19 protein-coding genes and 1 pseudogene are annotated in these 22,114 nt (G+C 68.8%); 6 read left to right on the top strand and 14 right to left on the bottom strand.

Going from position 1 to position 22,114, the window contains the following annotated elements; genetic code table 11:
- Positions 1-1,043: 1,043 nt before the first annotated feature.
- A complete protein-coding gene (locus ACZ4XJ_RS34660) occupies positions 1,044-1,580 on the top strand; it encodes a hypothetical protein (protein ID WP_468498543.1) in 537 nt (178 codons plus the stop codon).
- Positions 1,581-1,642: 62 nt separating this feature from the next.
- A complete protein-coding gene (locus tag ACZ4XJ_RS34655; RefSeq protein ID WP_468498542.1) occupies positions 1,643-2,062 on the top strand; it encodes a helix-turn-helix domain-containing protein in 420 nt (139 codons plus the stop codon).
- Between the two features lie 1,110 nt (positions 2,063-3,172).
- Here ACZ4XJ_RS34655 and ACZ4XJ_RS34650 read toward each other — a convergent pair.
- From ACZ4XJ_RS34650 to tpg (ACZ4XJ_RS34630), 5 genes are all read right to left on the bottom strand, one after another.
- Positions 3,173-3,571, bottom strand: coding sequence for a PIN domain-containing protein (locus ACZ4XJ_RS34650; protein ID WP_468498541.1), 399 nt, complete (start codon positions 3,569-3,571; stop codon positions 3,173-3,175).
- On the bottom strand, positions 3,571-3,837 hold the full coding sequence (locus ACZ4XJ_RS34645) for a hypothetical protein (RefSeq protein WP_138895003.1): 267 nt from the start codon (positions 3,835-3,837) through the stop codon (positions 3,571-3,573). Before ACZ4XJ_RS34645 ends, ACZ4XJ_RS34650 begins: the two co-directional genes overlap by 1 nt.
- A 240-nt stretch (positions 3,838-4,077) precedes the next feature.
- Positions 4,078-4,212: a hypothetical protein gene (locus ACZ4XJ_RS34640; RefSeq protein WP_468498540.1), complete on the bottom strand. Its 135-nt coding sequence runs from the start codon at positions 4,210-4,212 to the stop codon at positions 4,078-4,080.
- A gap of 178 nt (positions 4,213-4,390) precedes the next feature.
- Positions 4,391-4,585 carry a DUF1918 domain-containing protein gene (locus ACZ4XJ_RS34635; protein ID WP_468498539.1) on the bottom strand — a complete coding sequence of 65 codons (195 nt, stop codon included), beginning with the start codon at positions 4,583-4,585 and terminating at the stop codon, positions 4,391-4,393.
- Between the two features lie 180 nt (positions 4,586-4,765).
- A complete protein-coding gene (gene tpg, locus ACZ4XJ_RS34630; protein WP_468498538.1) occupies positions 4,766-5,353 on the bottom strand; it encodes a telomere-protecting terminal protein Tpg in 588 nt (195 codons plus the stop codon).
- A gap of 558 nt (positions 5,354-5,911) precedes the next feature.
- Between tpg (ACZ4XJ_RS34630) and ACZ4XJ_RS34625 the strand changes: the two genes are divergently transcribed.
- Positions 5,912-6,505 carry a hypothetical protein gene (locus ACZ4XJ_RS34625; RefSeq protein WP_468498537.1) on the top strand — a complete coding sequence of 198 codons (594 nt, stop codon included), beginning with the start codon at positions 5,912-5,914 and terminating at the stop codon, positions 6,503-6,505.
- Positions 6,506-6,789: 284 nt separating this feature from the next.
- Here ACZ4XJ_RS34625 and ACZ4XJ_RS34620 read toward each other — a convergent pair whose 3' ends face one another.
- The 3 genes from ACZ4XJ_RS34620 to tap all read right to left on the bottom strand — a co-directional run bounded on the left by ACZ4XJ_RS34620 (position 6,790) and on the right by tap (position 10,437).
- A complete protein-coding gene (locus ACZ4XJ_RS34620) occupies positions 6,790-7,014 on the bottom strand; it encodes a hypothetical protein (protein WP_468498536.1) in 225 nt (74 codons plus the stop codon).
- A gap of 717 nt (positions 7,015-7,731) precedes the next feature.
- Positions 7,732-8,286 (bottom strand): telomere-protecting terminal protein Tpg, encoded by a 555-nt coding sequence (gene tpg / locus ACZ4XJ_RS34615; RefSeq protein WP_468498535.1) that lies wholly within the window; start codon positions 8,284-8,286, stop codon positions 7,732-7,734.
- Between the two features lie 3 nt (positions 8,287-8,289).
- Complete coding sequence (gene tap / locus ACZ4XJ_RS34610; protein ID WP_468498534.1) at positions 8,290-10,437, bottom strand: telomere-associated protein Tap; 2,148 nt, start codon at positions 10,435-10,437, stop codon at positions 8,290-8,292.
- A gap of 110 nt (positions 10,438-10,547) precedes the next feature.
- Between tap and ACZ4XJ_RS34605 the strand changes: the two genes are divergently transcribed.
- Positions 10,548-12,308, top strand: coding sequence for a zeta toxin family protein (locus tag ACZ4XJ_RS34605; protein ID WP_468498533.1), 1,761 nt, complete (start codon positions 10,548-10,550; stop codon positions 12,306-12,308).
- A gap of 138 nt (positions 12,309-12,446) precedes the next feature.
- On the opposite strand, the gene ACZ4XJ_RS34600 is transcribed toward ACZ4XJ_RS34605, so the two are convergent.
- The 5 genes and pseudogenes from ACZ4XJ_RS34600 to ACZ4XJ_RS34580 form a co-directional block, all read right to left on the bottom strand.
- A complete protein-coding gene (locus ACZ4XJ_RS34600; RefSeq protein ID WP_468498545.1) occupies positions 12,447-13,172 on the bottom strand; it encodes an IclR family transcriptional regulator domain-containing protein in 726 nt (241 codons plus the stop codon).
- Positions 13,173-13,694: 522 nt separating this feature from the next.
- A pseudogene (locus ACZ4XJ_RS34595) lies at positions 13,695-13,889 on the bottom strand (helix-turn-helix domain-containing protein); the annotation flags it as partial.
- 259 nt (positions 13,890-14,148) lie between these two features.
- Positions 14,149-15,066: an IS3 family transposase gene (locus ACZ4XJ_RS34590; protein WP_468498532.1), complete on the bottom strand. Its 918-nt coding sequence runs from the start codon at positions 15,064-15,066 to the stop codon at positions 14,149-14,151.
- Positions 15,063-15,371 (bottom strand): transposase, encoded by a 309-nt coding sequence (locus tag ACZ4XJ_RS34585; protein WP_468498531.1) that lies wholly within the window; start codon positions 15,369-15,371, stop codon positions 15,063-15,065. The genes ACZ4XJ_RS34590 and ACZ4XJ_RS34585 overlap by 4 nt, the downstream gene beginning before the upstream one ends.
- An 882-nt stretch (positions 15,372-16,253) precedes the next feature.
- Complete coding sequence (locus tag ACZ4XJ_RS34580; protein WP_468498530.1) at positions 16,254-16,541, bottom strand: hypothetical protein; 288 nt, start codon at positions 16,539-16,541, stop codon at positions 16,254-16,256.
- A gap of 116 nt (positions 16,542-16,657) precedes the next feature.
- Between ACZ4XJ_RS34580 and ACZ4XJ_RS34575 the strand changes: the two genes are divergently transcribed.
- Entirely contained in the window at positions 16,658-19,324 is a 2,667-nt protein-coding gene (locus ACZ4XJ_RS34575; RefSeq protein WP_468498529.1) for an ATP/GTP-binding protein, read from the top strand.
- A 376-nt stretch (positions 19,325-19,700) separates the two neighbouring features.
- Positions 19,701-20,639 (top strand): hypothetical protein, encoded by a 939-nt coding sequence (locus ACZ4XJ_RS34570; RefSeq protein WP_468498528.1) that lies wholly within the window; start codon positions 19,701-19,703, stop codon positions 20,637-20,639.
- Positions 20,640-21,320: 681 nt separating this feature from the next.
- On the opposite strand, the gene ACZ4XJ_RS34565 is transcribed toward ACZ4XJ_RS34570, so the two are convergent.
- On the bottom strand, positions 21,321-21,944 hold the full coding sequence (locus ACZ4XJ_RS34565; RefSeq protein WP_468498527.1) for a hypothetical protein: 624 nt from the start codon (positions 21,942-21,944) through the stop codon (positions 21,321-21,323).
- Positions 21,945-22,114 lie beyond the last annotated feature (170 nt).

Below are 22,114 nucleotides of genomic sequence, written 5' to 3'. Positions count from 1 at the left end.
CCCGCGGAGCGGGTCCCCCAGGGCTCCGCCCTGGACAGCGAGCGGTCGGGGCTCCGCCCCTCCCTCCGCTCCCGCTCCGCGTGAGCGGAGGCGGTTCACTCCGTTCACCGCCCGGCGGGCCCGCTCCGCGAACCCGCCAACCGCAGTGAAGCCGGGGCGCCTTCGGCCCCCCGGGGGCCGGCCTCCGGCCGACCCGTGGCCTCCGCTCCGCTCCAGCCACCGCCCGCGCTCCGCACGGGCCCAGACCAGGTAGGCAGTAGATCAGCCGTCAGGCCGGACGGGGGTGAGGCACAAGCGGCAGCAAGAGGAGAGGGGGTGACAGGCCGTCGGGGTTCAGCGGGTTGGTGGAGTGGGGAGGATGTCAGGATGTGGCTGAACCCTGAGGGGGGTGCGTCAAACTCAAGCCTAGATGGATTCTGGAATGGATGACACCCGCCGGGGCGGCCTAGATAGAAGCTCGTAATAGCTAAACACAATAGCTAGAGAAAGAAAGCGACGGACGAGACTTTAGAATAGCGGATGGGTCAACCCTAGAAGCAGTCAATAAACAGCTCCTGAGGGTAGAGAAAGGTTCAGAATTTAAGAGTCAGGCAGTCACTGTCAGACAGGGCCGGGGTAGGAGAGCGACACGCCCGGCACGTCACAGCAGGCCGTTCTGAGCCGGAGGCCCTGGGAGGCCGGGAAGTGACGGAGGGGCAGGTGAGGGGGCCTCTGTTAACTACTTAGAGCGAGAAGCCCTCAAAACGCTCTGACCTGCAACGATGCAGACCTGTTTGTTTCAGTGGGCTGAAACAAACCCCCTCCGTTTGTTTCAGTGGCGTAGAACAAAGACCCCTCCTAGCTGACGAGGCGTCAGTGCTTCGGTGCAGTGCGGTTGTTTCAGTGGCTTGAGAACAAACGGTTTCGCCACTGCTACCGTTGGGCCGCCACTGATCACCTCGGAGGGGCCCCTGATGCAGCAGCTGCCAAAGATCGCGCCTGGTCAGAGAGTTGTCGCCCGGCCAGATGGTAGAGGCGGCATCCTCCTGACTGTCGAGACCGTCATGGGGCGCGAGTTCGCGGCGAGCGAGCAGCTGAGCGGCTACGTGCTGGCGGCGCGGCTGCAGATGGACATCCTGGGGAGCCTCAAGCTCCCGCCGAGCTGGTACCAGGTCTGGCTCAAGCTCGTGGCCGCGCAGGACCCGACGCACAAGGCGAAGGTCCGCGGCTACATCCCGATCACCCAGCGGCTTCTCCAGGAGCGCTGCATCCTCTCATCCCCGAGCGTCAGCGAAGCCACGCAGTGGTGGTCACACATCGGGTGGATGCGCACGGCACGGCGCGGTGTGGTCCAGCTCAACCCCTGGCTGACCGTGGCCGGCACCAGCGAGGAACAGAAGCAGTGGCAGGCCGACTGGATCGAGGCCGGGGGCCCGGACTGCCTGATCCCGAACCCTGAGTACCCGGCCCAGTGGCGTGCTGAGCGCGCCCGGGTCAAGTTCGAGGCCAAGGCGGCCCGAGACGCAGAGCGCAGGGCCCAGAAGGTCGTGCCCCTGACCCGCCGGCCCAAGCCGCCGGGCCGTAAGGCGGCGAGCGCATGACCGTGGCCACCGGCATACGCTCATCCAGGTCGATGTCCACCACCGGCACCAAGGAGGCCCTCATGAGCACCCCTGACGTCACCGGCGCGCCTACCGACCAGACCGTCACGATCTCCCGTGACATCTTGGCCGTCCTTGCCCTGGTCGACATCACGCAGACTGCCCGCCGCGTCCTGGATTTCCTGCTGGCCATCCACGACGACGAGACCGGCGTTGGGCACATCAGCCAGGACGAGATGCGCCGAGCCCTCGGGTCCAGCAAGCCGAACGTCAACCGGGCCTTCAGGGACCTGGCCGAGTGCGGACTGGTCTGGGGCGTCAAGCGCGCGCAGTACCAGCTGCACCCGCTCCTCACCGGCGGGAAGGTCTCCGCCAACGTCATGGCCATCCCCGAGATCAAGGTGGCCAACGCCGAGATGATCGGGGCCGTGCGGCGGGCCCGCTACGCCGCGCAGCTGGCCAACCTCGCGCACGTTGCCTGACCGATCGTCCGCGCTGATCTGCGGCGATGCCCCGGGATTCGTTCCGGGGCATCGCCGTTTTGGCTTCGGGGGGAGCGCCGGCCTCTTTGTTTCAGCACCCTGAAACAGAACGGTTTCGACAGTGCTACCGTCCGGGCGGCGTGAGCAGCGATCCAGCAGGTCAAAAGCTCGGCCCGGCTTCTGATGGTGTCGGCGTCGACACACAAGGTCCACGCGGGCAGGGACAAAGGTCCCTCCCTGCTTGGACAAATGCGCTGCTGCCGTCGCCGCCGTCATCGACGGGCGCCTGATCCGCCGCGCGGGATGGGTATGTCAGATCCGTGCACACGGTTCCCGCGGGCGGGAAACGCGCAGGTCAAGCATGCGGAAATGCAGCAACCAAACGACCGCTTGCTACACGTCCTGCTGCCGTCTGCAGCCCCACCTGCTACCCGAGCAGCACCCCGTGTGTGCCTGGGGCGCCGCTGAAGTGTCATCGCTCTCCGGCAGCAGGGCCTTGCACCCTTCACCACCAGGTGCAGCAGCCGGTGCAGCGCACCTTGCTGCACCGGCCCGGCCGCGAAGGGTGCAAGGCGCTAAAGGGTGCAGCGAGAGGCGTCTTCCTCCAGGCCGGGGGCGTCATCGGCGGAAGCCGGCGCTCTGCCCGGGAGCCTTCGGCGGTCGCCCCTCGGACGTCGGCCTTGCACCCCAATGTAGGTAGTACCTGTAGTGGTTATGTGCGGGTAGATATCTCTCCCCCCTCTGAGAGCGGAGCTCGCGCTGCGGGAAGCAGCCAGACCCCCACCGGGACGATCCGTCTCAGGCGTGCGCCGTACGAACACCCTCCGCGGCCTCGGCGCCGTTGAGTCCGTTGACGGCGCTGTGCGCCTCACAGGCTCGGGGAGTGGCAACAGGGAGCCTGGACGGCGTGAAACGCGCCCAGAGGGCCGCACAGGGCCTTTGTGGATCATCGGACGGCCAGGTGGGGGTGCGGATCGGCTTCGCGCGGGTGGTGGAACGTGGTGCCCGCTGGCGACCTCTGCTCTCAGAGGGGGAGAGATCTACCCGCACATAACCACTACAGGTACTACCTACATTGGGGTGTAAGGCGGTACCGCGCGGGGCGGCCGGCTACTGATCGGGGTGGACTGCCTGGACGCCGGTGTTCTCGTACGCCTCGGGGGTCAAGGTCAGCAGGTACCGGCCGGCGGGGAAGTCTGCGCAGGGCCGGGCGGCGTGGATGGCGTGGACGGCCGCCCAGGAGTGCCCGGCGTGCAGCAGTTCGGTGACCGCGAGCGCGGCCGCGGTGTCGAACGGCTCGATCTCGACGAACCGGAGTCCGTGGATGTAGGCCAGCATGCCGGGGCGCTCGGTGTCGCCGGCGGTGAGTGAGAGCACCGGGGCGTAGAGCGTGCCGAGGCCGCCGGAGGCTTGGACGTAGAAGGCCGCGACGGCCTCGTTGAACGGGTCCTTGGGGTCGTGCAGGGCGGTGGCGGCCGTGTGGTCCAGGACGACGGCGATGGCCGCCACTACGCGGCCGCCGAGTCCTGGCTCGCGCCCAGGCGCTCGAGGAGGCCGCGGGCCTTCGTCTCGGCCTCGGGGCTGGGCACCGTGCCCAGGATGGAGGCGAGCTCGGCACGGGCCTGCGCGGCGCGCTCCTCGAACTCGGACTGGGTGGGCCGGCTCTCGGCAAGGGCCTCGACCAGATTGCGGATCGTGGTGTTGTTCTCGGCCGCCAGCAAGGCCAGGCGGTCACGTGTCGCAGCGCTGACCTTGATGCTAGTTTCGTCTGCCATCCCTCGACTCTACCGCCAGTAGAGGAACGCGGGGAGGGATCCGGCCCATCCCGTTGAACCGGTTGCGGTCAGGGGTGCAACGCCCCCGTGCAACGCGCGCCACCTTCCCCAGGATGACTGTCAAAGTCCCAGGTAGAGGCTGCAACAGAGGGCGTTGCGGGGATGCGTTGCACAGGGTCTGTTGCATTCCCGACGGGCGCGTTGCACCGGTGCAACGCGCCCGCCGGGGCGTGTGGGCAGTCAGCCGCCGCGGACAGAGGCGTCGCGGTGGCTGGAGGAGGCGGGCGTGTCCGTGGGGCGCAGCCAGCAGAACGGGACGGTGAGGAAGACGGCTCGGGGCAGCTCCACCGGCTCGCCTTCGACGTCGAGGAGCATGCCCGCGATCTGGTAGCTGCGGCCGGGCGCAGGCCGACGGCCTGGTGTCCTCTGACACGTGATCTTGACCGATTGCCACGTGACCTTGACCAGTTCTCAGGGTTGCCGAGCCGCAGGGGTCTGCCCCGTGAAGGCCGCACTGGGGCGGGCCGCCCGGGCCCGCCCCAGTGCGCGGACGTCACTCGCTGGCGGCACGGCTCTCGATAACGCAGTCCGGGCCCGGGTAGACCAGGCCCTTGTGCCCGTCCTCGAACCTCACCAGGTAGGGCGGTTGACCGCCGGAACCGCGAACCTCGATGATCTCGCCGCTGCGGGTGGTCTGGCCGACGGTCCGGCCGTATGTGTGAACTCGGTCCCCGACGCTCGCCTGCATGCTGCCGCTCCTCCTTGGAGTCCCCGGCCGGCCACGCTGATTGGCCGACCACGCCCGCACGGTCGTGTTGCTCATCATGGCTATATCGCTTTCACCACGGAAAGAAAAGGGAGCCCGCCGCCCGAGTGCACGACGGCGGGCTGTCACTCCAGGTTTATAGCAGGGGTGAATTCCGTGTGTCTAAAACGCGATATCCAACCGCTCGACTGCCTCGATACGCACCTTCAGGCCCGCGCGCCCGCCACCTTCGACGCGGAAATAGGCGTCCGCTATGGCCTCAGCGACGGCGTCGTGCAGCCCCCTGTCCGTCGCGCCGGTGTCCCTGGCGGCGAGGATCGCGGCGGCGTGGGAGGGCGATACGGCGACCTGGATGTCCCGCATCCGGCCCGCGTCAGAGCCTTCCGAACCGAACCCGAAGTAGGCGGTGGTGGAGATGACGAGCCCCGCCGAGCTTGCCGCGCGCTGCCTCGCCTGCGCTTTGACCTGCGGTTGCCACTCCGCCTCGGTCTCCTGCTCCAGGGCGGCCTGGAGACGCTTCTGCGGCTTCTTCGTGGCTCCGGAGAGGTAGCGTTCCACCGTCTTGCGGGAGACGCCCAGGCGTTCCGCCAGGGACTTCGAGGAGCCGCCCTCGCGCGTGCGAAGAAATTTCATCTGGGCCAGCGCGGATTTTGGCGCGGGACGGGTGAACAGGGTGCGCTCCGCGCGTCGCAGGCCGTCGAGGATCTTGTCGCGCAGCTGCGCCCGCGCTGCGGTGTTGTCGTTGCTCATCCCTGGAGCCTCCAGTACCGCCCCTGTGGATGAGGGGTGCTTCGCCGGGGCGGTACCTGGGGAGGGGCCGCAGCTGTGACGTTGATCGATACTTGGCCACGCTGGTTGGCCAGCCAGGCGCGCGCTCTCATCGGGCGCGACAACGCGCCGGAGATGGCCGACTTCCGTTATTCGGGGAAGGGGGCGGTGTCCTGGGAGGCATGTGGCCCGTTGGCTGTCTCGGAGTTCCGGGGCCGGTCGCCGACCGGCCCCGCCCCGGGGCGCCCTCTAGTGGAAACGGTGGAACTGATGCGTACGCGTGTATCTCTCGCCCATGGCCGCTCCCTGGCCATCGCCATCACCTTGGCGGCGGGCAGCCTGATGTGTCTCACCGCGCCGGCCGGTGCTGAAGCACCGAGCGGGAAAACCCTTGAATGGGACACCGTCGGGGCGTTCACCAGCCCGAAGATCCCGGCCGGTTCAAAGGTAACGATCATTGCCGTGGGCGGTGGCGGCGGTGGCGGTGGCGCCTACGGCGGGGGCGGGGGCGGCGGCGGTGGGGGGACGGTCACCTGCAAGATGACCAACTTCCCGGGCGGGACCATCAGCGGGTTCGTGGCCGACGGCGGTGACGACGGGAACATCAGCCACAACGGCGGTGCCAACGGCGCGGGTGGCAAGGGTGCCACCCCGGAGACTACGGGAAGCCCGGGCCAGGCCGGGGTCGGTGGCAGGGGCGCTGTCCCCGGCGCCATCAATGGAGGGGGCGCGGGTGGCAGCGGGGAGCAGCACAGCGCGGACGGCAGTGGCGCCGGTGGTGGCGGAGGCGCTACCGCTGTCGACGGATACGCGACGGCCGGCGGGGGCGGTGGGGGCGGTGGCGGTGCCTCCCGCGGTGGCGGTGGCGTCGGAGGCGGCGGCCTGTTCACGGGTAAGTGCTCCTCGGGCGATATGGCCCTTGTCGAGCGGGGCGGCGCGGGGGCGGGCGGAGTCGGCGACCACGGCGGGTCGGGCGGCGCCAAGGCCGGCTCCGACGGTGGGGGAAGCGGCAGCGGCTACAAGGAGAACGGCGGTGACTACGGCCGCAGGAGCGGTGGTGGTGGCGGGGGCATGTTCGGCAGCGGCGGTGGCGGCGAAGGAGGCCGCGGCAGCGTCAAAATCACCTGGCAGTAGGCCACCGCGCCGGGGGCCCGTATGGAGGCGCACGGGTAACTGGAGTCCCTGCAGCGGGCCTCGGGATCGTCGAAGTCAAAGCCGGCGCGCTCTGGCGCCGACGCCAGGGCGCCGCGACGACCCTCTGGCCTCCGGGCAGCACGACCCGGATCGGCACGGGGCCCGCAGGGTCGGCGGCGGGGAACGTCAACATGCCTCACTGCGGGCGCCACCGCTGTGACACACGCGTCGGTGCGCCGCCGCCGCCGCTCCGGCACTGAGCTGAGGCGGCGGCGTTCGGGATCCTACGGCTTGGACTGCGGCGGGCAGCCACTTGAGTTCGCTGCCTGGGGCGGGCAAGACCCTTGGGGCGACGAGACCGGCTGCTGGGTAAGAAGGAAGAGCAGCGTCACGACGATGGCGCCTACGGTGATGGGCGCGATCACCTCCTTCCACTTGTGGGCGGCGTACGCCGCGAGGAGGCCGACCACAAGCAGGACGATGCCCGCCAGGTCGATTTGCATGGTCATCTTGTGCCCCTTGGCTCGGGCTTGCCCGCTGGTCCTTGGACGGTTGCGGGGGCTGCTCGTGGGGCTCCATGCCGATCAGCACAGAGCCGGTTCCTTCCCAAGGAAGGAACCGGCTCCGCAAATGAACTGAGCCTGGACCTCTCCTTAAGGAAGGGGTCCAGGCGAACGCGCTGAAAAGATGTTGCGGGCAGCGCAAAGGGTGCACCACCCATTGCGCTCATTACGTCACAACGTAATGAGCCTAGAAGCCGCGAGGCTTCTGGCGCTGGTGGACCTGCAGGCGCGCCCTTGTCTCGGTGATCGTTGCCAGCAGGGCCTTTTCCAGCTCAAGGAGCTCATCCTCGGACGCCGTGATCGTGTACCGAGCAAGCCCACGATGTAACCCCTGCAGTCCTACAGTTGCAGCAGGTACTCGGCCCCAGGCGCGAACGTCCTGCGCCCGGCGCTGCTCCCAGGCCCGCTGTTTGCACGCAGGCGTGCAGTACACCTGCGGCCGCCCACGAGTACTGCGCCGTTCAAACGGTTCGTCGCAGTACTCGCAAAGCCCTGTGTTGGCACGTTCCGAAGGGTCGTACCACCTATGGCGTGACTGCCAGGCATCCTCACAGGCTCGCGAGCACAGGACCTCTGCCGCGACGGATTCCACGCGGGTGTCACAGACGACGCACTTGGACGTCTTCACCAAGATCCCCCTACGGGCTTACGTACGCTCCGCCGCTACAGCTGGACGTCGATGTGGTCGACGTCGGTGAATTCAACCAGGAGGCCGCCTGCGCGGCGGCCGCGGTCCTTGAAGTAGATCTCCTGGAATCCCTCGGCGGCGATCGCCAGCAACTGTTCTTCCGTGGCGCCCTGCTCCTGGGCTTCGAAGAGGCGAGCGGCGTACGCCGGGGGAAGGGCCTGGGTCAGGTGCCGCAGGCGGCCATCGTCGGTGGTCCCGGCGGCGGCGGTGTAACCGAAGCGGGCCCGGGTCTCGATGACCAGTCCGCCGGTGGTCGCGGCGGACCTTTTCGCCTTGGCCCGGATCTGGGGCTGCCAGCGCTTGCGTACTTCCCCCTCGAGGCGGGCTGCAAGGTCCTTGCGGGGCCGCTTGAGCTTGCCGGTGAGATACCGCTCCACGGTGCGCTGGGAGACACCCAGGGATTCGGCGGCGGCTTTAGTGGACTTGAGCTGTTTGACGAGGTACTTCATCTGCGCCTGCGCCGACTTGGGGGCGGGGCGTGTGAACGCCTTCGCCACCGCCTGATCGAGGCTGTCCCCGAGCTTGCCCACGGTCTACTCCCCGTCGTCGCCGGCGGTGTGGCCGCCGCTCTTGATGATGCGGGCGATGTTGGTGTGCGGGCCGTCCTGCTCGTGCTGGGCTTCGGCCCACAGGGTGGTCTGGCTGCCTTCGTGCTTGACCAGCCCGGGGGTGACCCCGAGCCGGAACTCGCCGGGCCCGGGGGTGGCGGGCAGGAAGTCTAGCGGGCTGGGGCCGTCGGAGGGGTAGACGATGCAGTCCGAGTTGATGGCCACCGGGTAGAGGCCACGGGCGGCCATCTTCATGATTTTGCGGTGCATGATGATCCGGCTCGTCGACAGGACTGCGGCGCGAATGTCGGGCCGCCAGGTCGGCCGTGACAGTGCGGGCCAGGGCTGGCCGAGCGGGGTATCGCGCGGGCGTTCGCGGAGCTTGCCGATGCCGCCCTTGGCGGTGGCCTTGATCGCGCGGAGCACCATTGTCAGCTCAGGGTCCGCGCTCTTGGCGGCGGCCATCGCGTCGAGGAACGCCTGGCCCTCCAGGTCGGCGGTGACGCCGAGGTCGGCCATCGTGTCCAGGTAGGCGTCCTTCAGTCGCGTGTACCAGGGGTCCAGGTAGCGGCCGCTGTCAGGGCGCAGGTACGCCTCGAGCGGTGTCACCGGGTAGCCGAGCTTGACGGCGTAGGCGACGGACGGCGTCGCGTACCAGGCAGGCCCTTCCGGGCGCTCCCCGGTGCGAGTGAAGGGTGAGGGCAGCCGGGGGTCGAGTTCGACGTGGGAGAGGTCGACGAGCCACGAGCCGGGCACCTTCGGGTCGAAGGCCGGCTGCTTGACGTGGACGGGGGCGTCGAGGCCGACGACGGTGCCGTTGGAGGCGGCGGCGAAGGCCATGTTCACGTCGATGCCGACGACGTGGCTCTTAAGGCATTCCTCGTCGGTCAGGGGCCGGCCCCAGTCGTAGGTCTCCTCCATCAGCATCTCGGCCGGGCCCCGCTGGTAGAAGCGGGGCAGGTCGGCGAGAAGGGGGTGGCCGTCGGGGACCTCGCACGGAACCGCGTCCAGGATGCGCTCGGGGAGGGAGCCGGGGATCCGCTCGCGTACGAACTGGCCGTCGGCGTCGGTGCGCCACTCGCCGGTCTGCTCATCCCGGGCGCGCCGCGACGGCGGCCGCAGGGCGGTCATGAGCTCCAGGCCGGTCACCGCGGTGGTGCCCCGCGGGGTCAGGACCCGGGTCGCGAACGTGCCGAGGACCCGGGCGAGTTCCGCCGGCGGGAGCGTGGTGGGCAGCAGGCCCTTGTCCTTGTCGCCCCACTCCCGGACATCGAGAGCGTCCCAGGGGACGACGCACAGCTGGACGCAGCGCCGTTGCCCGGCCTCGGCGGGACGGTAGATCCGAGCCCAGGGGCCGAAGCCGCGCTGGGTGAGCTGCCAGTCGGCCTTCGCCAGCTGCTTGAGGACCTTGTGGCCCTCCGGCAGCCGGCCCGCCCGGCGTTCCTCGTCGCTCAGCTTCCCGGGCAGTCCATACCGGACGGCGGCCGCCGCGGTCAGCACGATCAGCGGATCGGAGTCCTTGCCGAGCGGGTGCAGCCGGGGCGCGCCGAGCTTCGAGTGGGTGAGGGTCCAGTCCACCAGCGCCGGCAGGGACCTGGCGGGGACGTCGAGGACCAGGCCGCCGACGCAATAGGCCACGACCTGGTCGCCGTCGACGTCGACTACGGCGAGCGGGCCGTTCTCGTAGCGCGGGTGGGCAGTAGCCGCTTCGGGAGCGACGGACTTCTTCGCAGCCTTCTTCGCGGCCAGGCGCCGCGACGACGAGGTCGGCCGCTCGGTTGCTGCGGGCGCCGGGGGCTCGGTGGGTGGTGCCGACTCCCGGGATGACGGATCGGCAGCGGTGCTAATGAAAGTCGCGGGCGCCGCCGGTGCGGTCCGGGGCTGAGTGCCGTACTGCGCGATCCAGCCGTCCAGCAGTCGCTGGTACGCCTGGCGGCGGGGCGGCCGCGGCTCCGAGCGCCCCGCCTCCCAGTTCTTGATGGACTGCGTCGTCGTCTGCAGGGCCTGCGCGAGCCGAACCTGCGTGATTCCGGCCGCCTCACGCAGCCGGGCGCGTTCCGCCGGCGGCGGCATCTCAGGCTCGCCGGCGAGCAGCGCGTCCACAGCCTGGAACAGCTCTTCTTCGGTGGGCATAGGTCACCTCCACCACCCATCCTACCATTTTTTACCTACAGATTTGGCTTTTAGTTACCAATAGATTTAACCTCGGTTTGAACCTGGTGACTGGGGAGGGGCGGGTACCCATGCAGCACGTGATGCCGGAGGGACTGCCGGAGGCGGAGATACGCCAGGTCCTGACCGACGTACTGCTGCCGACATGGACAGCCGGCGCCGTCCCGCAGGACCGGCCAGTCCTCATAGTCGTCGCCGGTCCGCCCGGCAGCGGCAAGTCCCGTGCCACCGACGTCATCCACACCGCGCTCCGACACCGGGGAGGCGCCATCCGGATCGGCAGCGACCTCTACAAGCAGGCCCACCGGAAGTACGGGATGCTGCTGAAACGGGACGTACGGACGGCCGGCGCCGGGGTGCGCCCGGTGACCCACTGGTGGCAGGCAGAGATCGAGGCTTACGCGCGCGCCGCCCGGCTGGACGTGGTGGTGGAGCTGGCCCTGGCCGACGCGGCCGAGGCCCGCGCCATGTCGGCCCTGTACCGGGCGGCCGGCTACCGGGTCGAGCTGGTCGTCCTGGCTGTGGCCGACGCGGACAGCCAGCTCGGGGTCCTGGAGCGGTTCTTCGGCCCCGAAGGCCGGTACGTCGCCTGGGAGAACCAGGACCGCTGTGCCGACGGGCTGTTGGATTCGCTCGAGGTGATCGAGGCCGAGCAGTTGGTGGACCGGGTGACCGTGGTCCGTCGCGGACTGGAGCCGCTGTACGACAACGAGCTCACCAACCACGGCGCCTGGACCCGGCTGCCGGCCGCGACCGCGACGGTACGCGCGGAGCAGTTACGACCCTGGAGCGCATCCCGGACCCGCGTCTTCCGACGGAGCCTGGTCCGCGCCGAGGTCCTGGTCCACGACGAGCGCGTGCCCGTGGATCGCCGCCTGGCCGTCTCCCGCGACGCGGAGCGGGCCGCGGCGGCCGCCGAGCCGGTTCGCCGCATCGCGCACCCGCTCCCCGGCCCGCCGGGCACCGGCTACCACCGCCTCAGCACGGACGAGCACCGCTGGGCATTCGACGAGCTGATCGCCCCGACCCTCCTGCGCAAGGCCACCTTCCGCCAGGACCCGCTGGCCGTCTACCTGGTCGGCGAGCCGGGCGCACGCCAACTGGAGGCGCGACGGATGCTGCGCCGGGCAATGCGGCCGGGCACCGTCGTGGTGGATCCCGACATGCTGCGTGGCCACCACCCGGACCACTTCCAGCTGGTCAATGACACCCCCCGTCTCGCCGACGAGTTGGTGCGACCGGATGCCGAGGACTGGCAGGCCGAGGCCGAGGCCTACGTCCGCGAACGGCGCGGCGACCTCCTCATCGTGGCCGACTTCACCAGCGCCGCCGACTTCGCCGTGAGCGCGGGCCGATTCGCCCGGGCCGGCTACCGGATCGAGGTCGCGGCCCTGGCCGCCCGTGCCTGCGACAGCCGGCAGCGCACCCTGGTCAATCACGCCCGCGCCCTGGAGCTCGACGTGCTCGCGGCGCTCCCCACCCCGGCCGCGCACGCGCGCGCATGCCGGGTTGGGGCCGACATCGTGGCCGCCGCAGCCGTTGACCCGAGCGTCGGTGCCGTGCGGGTGATGGACGGCGATCACCGGGCGCTGGGCCGGGAACGGTGGGCCGCTTGGGCGTTGGCTGTGGCCCGGCGTCGCCCCTACACCGCAGGGGAGGCCGTCCGCTTCCACTCCGTCCAACGGGCGTTGCTCCAGGCGCTGCCAAGGCTGCGGCAGGAGATCGCCGGCGTCACGGCCCAGGCGCAGCCACTGATGCCCGCCGCGTGGCAGGCAGTGCCGATGGAGTATCAACGCGTCCGCGGCCGACTCCCCCTGCTGCGGACGCGGTGACGAGTGGCACGTACCCAGGACGGTCGGCACTCGGGTGTCAGGCGTTGTGTGTGAGCGGTGCGTAAGCGGACGGGCTCAGACGAATGGGGTCCGAGCCCGTCGGCTCTCGCTATCGTTCGGCGGGCTGGTCCGGTGTGCCTAAGCCACGACAAGCTCCGGCTGGCGGCGGGTGGTGGGGTCGGCGCGGTCGTCGAGGAGGTGGGCCAAGAGGAGGGTGGGGGCGAGGTCGGGCAGGCGTTGGGCGGCGGTGAGGAGACGGGGGTACTGGTGGACCGGTAGGGAGAGGGCGAGACCGCTGACCTCGCCGGGCAGGCCGAGGGGGATGGCGGCGCAGACCACGTCGGGGGAGTACTCGAGCAGGCTGAACTGGGCCCCGTGCGGGCCGCCCCGGTCGAGGTTCTCGAAGAGCGCGAGCGGGTCGGTGATGGTGCGTTCGGTGAGCCTGACGGCGGGATAGCGGGCGAGGTGCTCCATCCGGGCGGCCCAGTCAAGCTGGGCGAGAAGGCTCTTCCCGACGGCGCTCGCGTGACTCGCAGCCCTGAAGGAGACCCACTCGTTCACCGGCGGCGCGGACTTGCTGTACGCGCACTCCCGGACCTGAACGTCCCCATCCGTGTAGCTACTGAGGTACACCGCTGCGCCCACCTCGTCGCGCAACCGGGCGAGGGCGTGGCCCAGGAGCGGGCGGCTGGAGCGAGCCAGCGGTTCCAGAGCCGGGCCGGGGAAGTGGGCGCCCGAGACGGTGGCTACCAAGCCCTGGCGGCGGAGCCACTCCAGCAGCCGCGCGGTGGAGTCCAGCGACAGCCCCGCCCGGCGGGCGAGCGAGTGACTGTCGATGCCGTCTGCGGCGCCGACCAGCCCCACGAGGTCACTGGCCCAACGGGCCGCCTCCCACCACACAGGTACGGCGACAGGGGCTGAGCGCTCGCGATACATCTTCGCCCCGCGCCTCGTGACGCGAGGGAGGCAGGCTTCCGAGAATACGCCCGGTGGACCATGGCTGCCGGACGAGCCTGACAGGCAAAGGGCGCCGGGCATCGCGGGCGGCCGCTTCGCTCTGTCCCACGCGGCGAGCCACGATCCATGCTGCTCTTCCGCGACATCGCAGCCCCGCAGGAAGGCGGCCATCTGCCCCCTGCTGGCCGGCAGCCGCTGGTTTCGGAGCATGGCCCAGATGCTGCTCGGAGCGAGCCACTCGGCTCCGCCCCTGCGCTGCACCTGCCGGTAGGACGGATGCCCGGCGTTCCGGTAAAGGGACACCAGCGCGCTGTTGAGCTCACCTTCGGTGAAGATCCCGGTCGGGTCGATCACAGTGCAGGCCGGGACGTCGCGCGGTAGTCCGTGGGCCGCTTCGGCCAAGCACGTTGCCATCGTCACCTCTTCCTGCGTGGCTCCGCAGGCGGTGAGGAACTCTGTGACGGTCACCAAGGAGGGGATCTCCTTGCCGGAGGCGGCGCGCTTGAGGGTGGCGGCTGAGCGGCTGGTGCGTAGCGCGAGCAATGTGTAGGTCAGACGGGCTCTGCTGCGGGCTCCCCGTAACAGCGCGGCCAAAGCGGCGCGGACGGGGTCGGTCGAGTCCACTGGCTTCTCGTGGCGTCCCAACGTCCCGCCCTACTGCGTCATGCGCAGGACGGCTGAGGCCAGCCCCGCCACGAGCCGGCGAGCCCCGCCGACGACGAACATTGCCGCGGCACCGAGAGCCGCGCAGGACGCAAGAAGGGAGACAATCTCGGTTGTAGGCAAGCCCGCCAGGGCCAGGACCGTCCCCAACACGGGAAACGAGACCAGGCCCGCGACGTACGGCAGGGGTGAGGTTCCCCCGGTGTGCGGGAGATGCTGATCAGCTGGTCAGGGCGGGTTGACGGGTGTTCAGGTTCGCTTGTTCGGTCGGCGCCTGGTCGGCGTAGTGCTTCTCCTCGAACTCGATGGGGCTGAGGTAGCCGAGCCGCTTCTGGATGCGCCGGCTGTTGTAGAAGCCGTCGATGTACTCGAAGAGCGCCAGGTTCGCCTCGGCCCGTGTGGCGAAGACGCGGCCTCGGACGCACTCGGTCTTGATGATCATCCAGAGATTCTCCGCGAGGGCGTTATCGTATGAGTCTCCAACTGACCCCATCGATGCATCAATTCCCGCACGCACCAGCCGTGTTGTGAGCTTCACGGACGTGTATTGACAGCCGTGGTCGGCGTGATGGATCAGTTTGCCGGGCTCCACCTCCCGGCTGGCCAGCGCGTACTCCAGTGAGGACAGGACCAGGTCGGCGTCCGCACGGGCGGAGGTCTCCCAGGCGACCACGCGGCGGGAGAACGCGTCGCGGATCGCGGAGAGCCACAAGGGCCCCTCGCCGGTGCTGATCATGGTGAGGTCGGTGACCCATAGCCGGTTCGGGGCGGGCGCGGTGAAGTCCCGCTCGACCAGGTCCGGGGCCGGGGTGGCCTTCGGATCCCGGCGCGTGAAGGCGCCCCGGCGCGGGCTGACGCCCGCGAGCCCGTCCTCGCGCATCAGACGCTCGACGCGCTTGCGGCCCACGCGGGTGCCCTCGCGTCGCAGGACGGCGTGGACGCGCGGCGAGCCGTAGATCCCGCGGGAATCGGAATGGATCCGCCGGATCTGATCGGTGAGCTCGGCGTCCCGGCGGAGCCGTTCGCACGGCTCCTTCTGAGCGCGGCGCCAGCGGTGGAAGGTGGAGGAGGCGATGTGCAGTTCCCGGAGGGTGGGCTCGACCTCCAGATGCGGGTGCTCGTCGAAGAGCGCCGTCACCTGGGCCGGGTCGGGTCGAGCTGGGCCGCGAAAAAAGCCGAGGCCGTTCGCAGGATCTCGTTCGCCCGCTTGAGCTGGGCGTTCTCCTTACGCAAGGCCGCGAGCTCCTCGCGCTCAGCGGTGGTCGGCCGGTCGTCCCGCTCACCGGCATCTGCCTCGGCCTGGCGGATCCAGCCACGCAGGGCTTCGGGGTGCACCCCGAGATCAGTGGCCAGTCGCTTGATCTGCGGCTTCGGATCGGCGGAGCGGTACATCCGCACAGCACGATCACGCAACTCCTGCGGGTACTTCCTCGGCGCAGCCATGGTCAGAGTTCCTCTCATGAAACCCATCTGACCCGTTGTCACCACCCTCCGCATCTCGGGGGAACCTCAGGGCAGATGGCGCTGCTCGGATCCTTGGCGGCCGGAGGCGGCCCGTTCGCCGGGCGAGGATGCGAGTCCATTCGTGGGCATGTCGGCATGTCCTTCTGACTGGGTACAAAGTGCGGACGGCAGAGCGTCAGCTACTGGTTCCGGCTGCAAGTACTTTCTGGAAAAGGGAAGTTGGCGCTTCCGGGACGGCACGCTACAGGACCGGCGAGAGAGCCTGTGGCAGAGTGCCAGGGCGCACTTCGGCAGGGGTGTTCTGCCTGCTCGGATTGGCTCGCGGGCGTTCCCCGCAGTTCGGTGCCCGCTCCCTCGGCGTTCGGCTGGCTGCGCAGGCCTCCGAGGCCGTTTTGGCTCATGGGTGTTCAGACCGGGTTGAGATCTTGGGCAGGAAGGGAGATGGTGGCGGGGCTGGTTGCCGAGGCAATCATCGATCCCTCTGACTGCTACCGGCTGCAACCGTAGGACCAGAGATTCGGGCAGTGACCGCGTTGGCGCGTGGCCTGCCGGTACGAAGCTGCCGTCCCGGTTCGGGGCGGCAGCTTCGTACCGGTGCCTGGACCGGGTGACGAGGGCGCCTCCGGCGGCGGCCGGGCGTGTGGCTTTATAAATGCCGCAGCAGCGAGGGCGGAGACCCACCAGCCTCGAGTGAGCTTTACAAGCGCCGCAACGCAGTCGAACGGACCATCAACCGGCACATCACCGGGCCGTCGCCACCTGATACGACACGCGCGACTACGTCTTCCATGGCACCCTCAGCCAGAAGGAGGCCCAACTGGTGGTTCACCAGCATGGTCCTGCTGCCTGTAGTTGGCTGAGTCAGCTGCCGCTGAGTTCCTTGAGGCGGGCGGCGTAGGCCACGGCAATCTGCACCGTGGTGTCCTCGTCGGCGTCCTCAAGGCGGTCCAGGTCGTCCACGGCCTGTTCCCGCCCTGACCTCAGCGCTTCGATGGTCTCCTCGTCCAGGCCGCCGTCGCGGGCCTCGGTGAGGCGGGCGTTGTACCAGCGGATCACCCCCTTCACCGCCCGCTCGGCCTGCTCTGCGTCTCCACCAGGCTGGTGGAGCGGCTGGGGCGTGGGGTCTTCGGGAATGAGGGAGCCGGTCACGGCGTACCACCTTGGTCATGCTGGCGTACTTGACCAGCCAATTCTCCCTGACACACCTTCACGGCCTCCAGGACGGGAATAGATTGAGGGACAGAAGACGATCACCAGGGGGAGCCATGGCGGGACGGGATCTGCGTGCGCTGTTCAGTACCAACGACCGGCAGGTGGAGGCCGGTGAGGCGTTCACGAACCGGCAGGGGCAGTGGCAGATCGTCCAGGCCGCCCTGGTCGAGCACTTGGCCCGTATCACCGCCCCCGGCTTCACGGTGGAGGATCTCGAAGCGCCTCGGAACAATATCCTGGTCATGCACGGAGTCGGGGGCATCGGGAAGACGACGCTGTCGCGGACCCTGGAGGCGGCACTCGCCGGCGCCGAAGGGCGTCCGGCCCGCTGGGGCGAGCCCGTCTGGCCCGCCCGGCCAACGCTCCTGCCGATCCGGATCGACCTCGCCCGGTCCGCCGGCGTCGACTTCGAACGCGTCGTCCTCACCATCCGTCTCGCCCTGGCCGCCTACCTGAACCGGCCCTTGCCCGCCTTCGATATCGCGCTGCGCCGCTACTGGGAGCATCAGCACCCCGGCGAACCGTTGGAGGAGTATCTGCGCCGCGGCGGGCTCGCCGCGAAGTTCGGCAAGGCCCTGCCGCAGCAGATGCAGTCCGCGCTCGCGGATGTCGCCCAGGCCCTGCTGCTGCCCGGCACCGTCGGCAGCGCAGTCGGCGCCCTCACCGGCGCCCTGACCACCGCAATCCGCGAGCGACGCCAGACCGTCCGGGCCCTGGCCGGCTGCGCCCGGCTGGCCGACCTGCTGGACGTCGAGCCCGACGTCGACGCGCTCTCCTACTACCCGCACCTGCTGGCCTGGGAGCTCGCCCAGCTCCCCGACGACCAGGCCGTCGTCCCGGTCATCCTGTTGGACACCTTCGAGGACACCGGCACCCGCACCCACCGCGACCTCGAACGACTCCTGCAGCGACTGGTGTGGCTGATGCCCAACGCGTTCTTCATCGTCACCGGCCGCGGCCGCCTGCAATGGGCCGACCCCGCACTGGAGGGCCAGCTGGACTGGACCGGCCCCACCGCCTGGCCCGGGCTCGTCGGACAGGCCGTTCCCGGCCCCCGCATTGCAGGCACCCCCACCGGGACCGGCCGCCAGGTCCTCATCGGCGACTTCTCCCCCGAGGACTGCACCGATTACCTCGCCCGGCGTCTGACCCGCGACGGCCAGCCCCTCATCGACGCAGGCCTGCGCACGGTGATCGCCGAACGCTCCCATGGCCTCCCGCTCTACCTCGACCTCGCCGTCCTGCGCTTCCTCGAACTGCGCCGCACCGGCCGCACGCCCTCCCCCGCGGACTTCGGCACCGACTTCCCGGCCCTCCTCACCCGCACCCTGGCCGACCTCACCCCCGACGAACGCCACCTCCTGCGCGCCGTCAGCCTGCTGGACGCCTTCGACCTCCCCCTGGCCACCGCGACGGCCGGCCTGCCCCACCTGTCCGCGGCTGCCCGCCTGGTGGAACGGCCCTTCGTCCGCAACGACCCCTTCGCGCTGTGGCCCCACCACCTACACGCCCTCATCCGCTCCACCCTGCGCACCGCCGACGACGCCACCGACGACCGCTGGACCGACGGCGACTGGCAACAGGCCGCCGCCCGCGCCCTGACCGCGCTCGGCGAGCAGTGGCAGGCCGGTGACGGCCCGGACCGGCGCCTGCTCGTCGGCTGCCTGCGGCAGGGCCTCGCCATGGCCCGCGACCACCGCCTCGACCTGGACTGGCTCACCGACGCCGCCTGGGCCTACACCGATGACTACGTGTGGGAGCCCCTGCCCCTGCCCATCCGGGACGACCGCGAGGACGAGCTCGCCACCAGCGCCGACGCCCTGGCCGAACTCCTGGCCGCTCTCGCCCGCCGCCAGCACGAGCACCGGTCCGTGACCGCCTCCCGCCTCACCCACGTCATCGACACCGGTCTGCTGCCCGCCGAACTCAACGAGATGGCCCTCTACTACCGGGCCAAGGCGCATCGCGACCTCGGCCAGAGCAGCGAATCCCGCGACGGCATGCGTCAAGTCGCCGACGGCGGCGGCCGCCTGGCTCCTGATGCCGCCCGCGGACTCGCCCACCTCGCCCGCGCCACCGGCAACTTCCCCCTGGCCCTGTCCACCGCGCACACCCTGGGCTGGCCCGGGCGCGGCAACCGCGTGCTCGGCGACATCCACTTCGCTCACGGCGACATGACCCAGGCCGCCGACGCCTTCATCGCCGCCCGCACCGAAGCCGAAGAGCACGGCAACGCCGGCGAGCAGGCCATCGCCCAAACCAACCTCGCGCTCGCGTACGCCTTCACCGACCCGGTCCGAGCCGATGACGAAGTTCTCCTCGCCGAGCAGCTCCTGGCCGGACTCGACCAGCGCGCTACCGCTCTCACCATTAGGGTCGCCGCCCTTGCCCGCGAAGCCGGCACCCTCACCAGCCTCGACAGCGCCCGGTCGCTACGCGTCGAGATCCACGCTGCAGGAATCACTGCGGCCGAAGCCGTCCTCGAGCTCGCCCTCGCCCTGCACCACGCCGCCCTCGGAGAACACGACAAGGTCCGCACCGTCATCGACCGGCTCCGCCAGCTCGCCGAACGCGGCGACTACGCCTACTACGTCGACGTCGCCCACTACATGGCCGACCTGCCGCTGACCACACCGTCAGACGTGGCCTGGCTCGATGGCCCCGATACTGTCCGCCAGCGCTGGCAGCGACTCGTTCAGGATCGGCAGGCGCGTAGATAGGAGACCTTCACCTTCCCGGATCCATCGGCAGGGCAAGGGACTTCGCAGACCCAGCCAATAAATTTCAACGACGATGGCCCATACCGCCTGTTCGCAGCCGAGCAAACCCCGGGTAGGGCCTGCGCCGATCGATCAATCTCTCGACAGACAGGGGTGCACGTTGAATCCTGAAGAGATCGCAACGGAAAATGTCTCAGCCCCATGGAGTTGGCTTTCCCATCAGTTCGCGAAGCGTGGATTTCCCAGTGAGCGTGGCGCCGAGTATTTGCTCCACTCTGATGTTTTCGGGGTCAGAGGCAACCTCAAGACCTCCATCGCCCCATTCTCGTTCACCACATGCCCTGGATCTTTCGAATTGGGACACATGGGTCCCATTATGACGCTCCGAATCGACGACCACATTCCGGAATTTGATATTCAACCGATGGATAAAACGGACACCGAAGCTTGGTTGAATCTGTCGATTGATGATGAAATTGCGTGCCTCGTCTCCGTGATCCTGGGAATCCGGATTCGATCCGGTGGAGTGGTGCGGAATTTCGAGGCGGGTAATCCGGGAGGAAGTGCAAATTTCAGTACCCATCAGGCCCCGGATTGGGTTCCGAAAAATCGCTCCATTCTACCCACGGCGGCGGTGTTCGACTTGGCGCCCTTGCCTGAATGGATGGAAAGGTACTTCAACCTGTCAAGGCAGCAGGCAGTAGTACTGGTCAGGGCTGCTCGCCAGTTTCGAGACGCCCTGTGGACCGCCGATCAAGACCCCGAGATGGCGTGGCTTCTCCTGGTCTCCTCCTTGGAGGTGATCGCGGGATTTGATGCGATCGACGCCAAGGAGCCGGCGGCCGTCCTCCTCGAAGAGATGGAGGATCTGGCGCAGGAACTGCTTTCAAACGGAGGTCCCGACCATCTGGACAGGGTCGCCTCAATTCTTTCTCCCATCGTGAAGGCCACTGCGCGATTTCTGAACTTTGTAACCATCCATGCCCCGGGTCCCCCCGCCCTTCGTCCGCCGGACTATGCGCAGATCGACTGGTCTCGTCTTCGCAAGCAAGTCGGCATCATCTACACCTATCGCTCCAAGAGGCTGCATGCAGGGGTCCCCTTCCCGTGGCCCATGTGTCAAAGGCCTGACGATTTGGGCGGAGTATTCGAAGAGCGACCCACTGTCCTCGGAGCAGCGAAGGGTAACGCGGCATGGGTGCAGAAGGATCTACCCATGTATCTGCACCTCTTCGCGCACATCGCGCAAACATGCATCCTCAACTGGTGGGCTCAGGCTGCTGCGAATAATTCCGTCGCTGAGGATGCGGAGTAGCGTAGGGGCGGCCAGGCGTCGGGCGATCCTAAGTACGGCCGCATGCCTGGCCCGCTGCAGATTTGGGCATGTCAGGTCGATGGATGGCCAGTGAGGCCGAAGAACGGTGGCAAAGGGGACGACCCGGGCGTCGGACCCGGCCGGACGGGGTTGTGATGACGCTGGGCGTGGCGGCGTCCGGTGGCTGCATCAGCTCGATCACTGAGCCTGTGCTTTCTCTGATCCATGTCGCTGGACTGGCGCCAGGAACAGGGGCACCGTTGGCCGAGTACCGGCCCCGATGCTGCGGCCAGTACCGTGCGCCCTCACACGATGGAGGCAGCCCTCGTCGTGGCGCCTAGACCCACGGCCGCTCGCACGGATTTCATCTTGGCGGGTTCGTGAACGCCGATGCCCCCGCACCCCTTCGCCGATGGCCGCAGGCGCCACCGGCCAGGGCGCAGCCTCGCCTTCTGGGTCAGTGCGTGGTCGCTCCATTGCAGTTACGACGCGCCGCACCTACGCGGGAGCCGATCAGCGGCTGGGCCTCTGGCACGGCCGCTGACCTGGTGAGAGCCTCTTTCATCACTAGCCGCTGTCACCGCTCCCGCCGGTCCACCAAGGGAGCCGCGCTGGCGGGACCGCGGCCGCGGAGCATGCCGACGGCCTCCCGGGCACGGGGTCCGAGCGCAGTGGGCTGGGCTAAGACTTCTTGACGTGCGTGCTGTCTACGCTGTCGTCGATCCTGTACCGTACGCCGGTCGTCTGCCCAGCCTCGGCTTCCGGGTCAAGCAGTTCTACGAACTCCACGAGCTTGTTGTACAAGCGGTTGCAGCGGGCTGAGAGCGCGACGTCATCGTCCTTCGTGCCTTCGTGCAGGACGTTGAGCAGCTGGGCCAGGTTGTGACCGGACAGGAGGATCTCCTGCATCCCCTGGTGGTCGGCGATCTTGCGGATCCGGCCCTTGGGAAGATTCGGGTCGACGGTGAATCGTCCCTCCTCCACGATGTTCGGGTGGTGCGGTTGGTCCCCGGCACCGAACATGCGGGTGCTCTGGGTCCATGACGGCTTCCACTGGCCGAAGGCACGGGCAGCCATGAAGGTCCAGGTGTCCTCGTGGCAGGCCAGGGTCAGATAGGAAACCCCCGTGGCCGCCCGGATGTTCTCGTTGTGCTCTTCCGCCCCGGCGGCGTTCGCCGCGAGCGCCTTCTCCCGCGCCGCACGGTCTTCCTCACGCCACTTCTTTTCCTGCTCCCACCGTTCCAGTTCGATCTGCCGTTTCGTCGCTTGGTTGGCTCGGTACTCCTCGCGCCACGTCTTGAGCACACACCCTCCCGAGAGTTACTGAAAGTGAGTTGATTATGTCGTTACGTATTTGCCTCCGGTAGTGGGTGTTCGGCCTGAAGCCCATGTTCAGTGAGTACTTACACTGCTTGGCCCGAGGTGGGCTTCAGTTGCGTGTCCCGCCGACGAGGCGCCCGTTCAGGTGATGCGGC

This window comes from Streptomyces sp. NPDC029836, assembly GCF_055574495.1.
The sequence above is the reverse complement of the archived record's forward strand: the minus strand, read 5'-3'. Positions and strand labels throughout refer to the sequence as shown.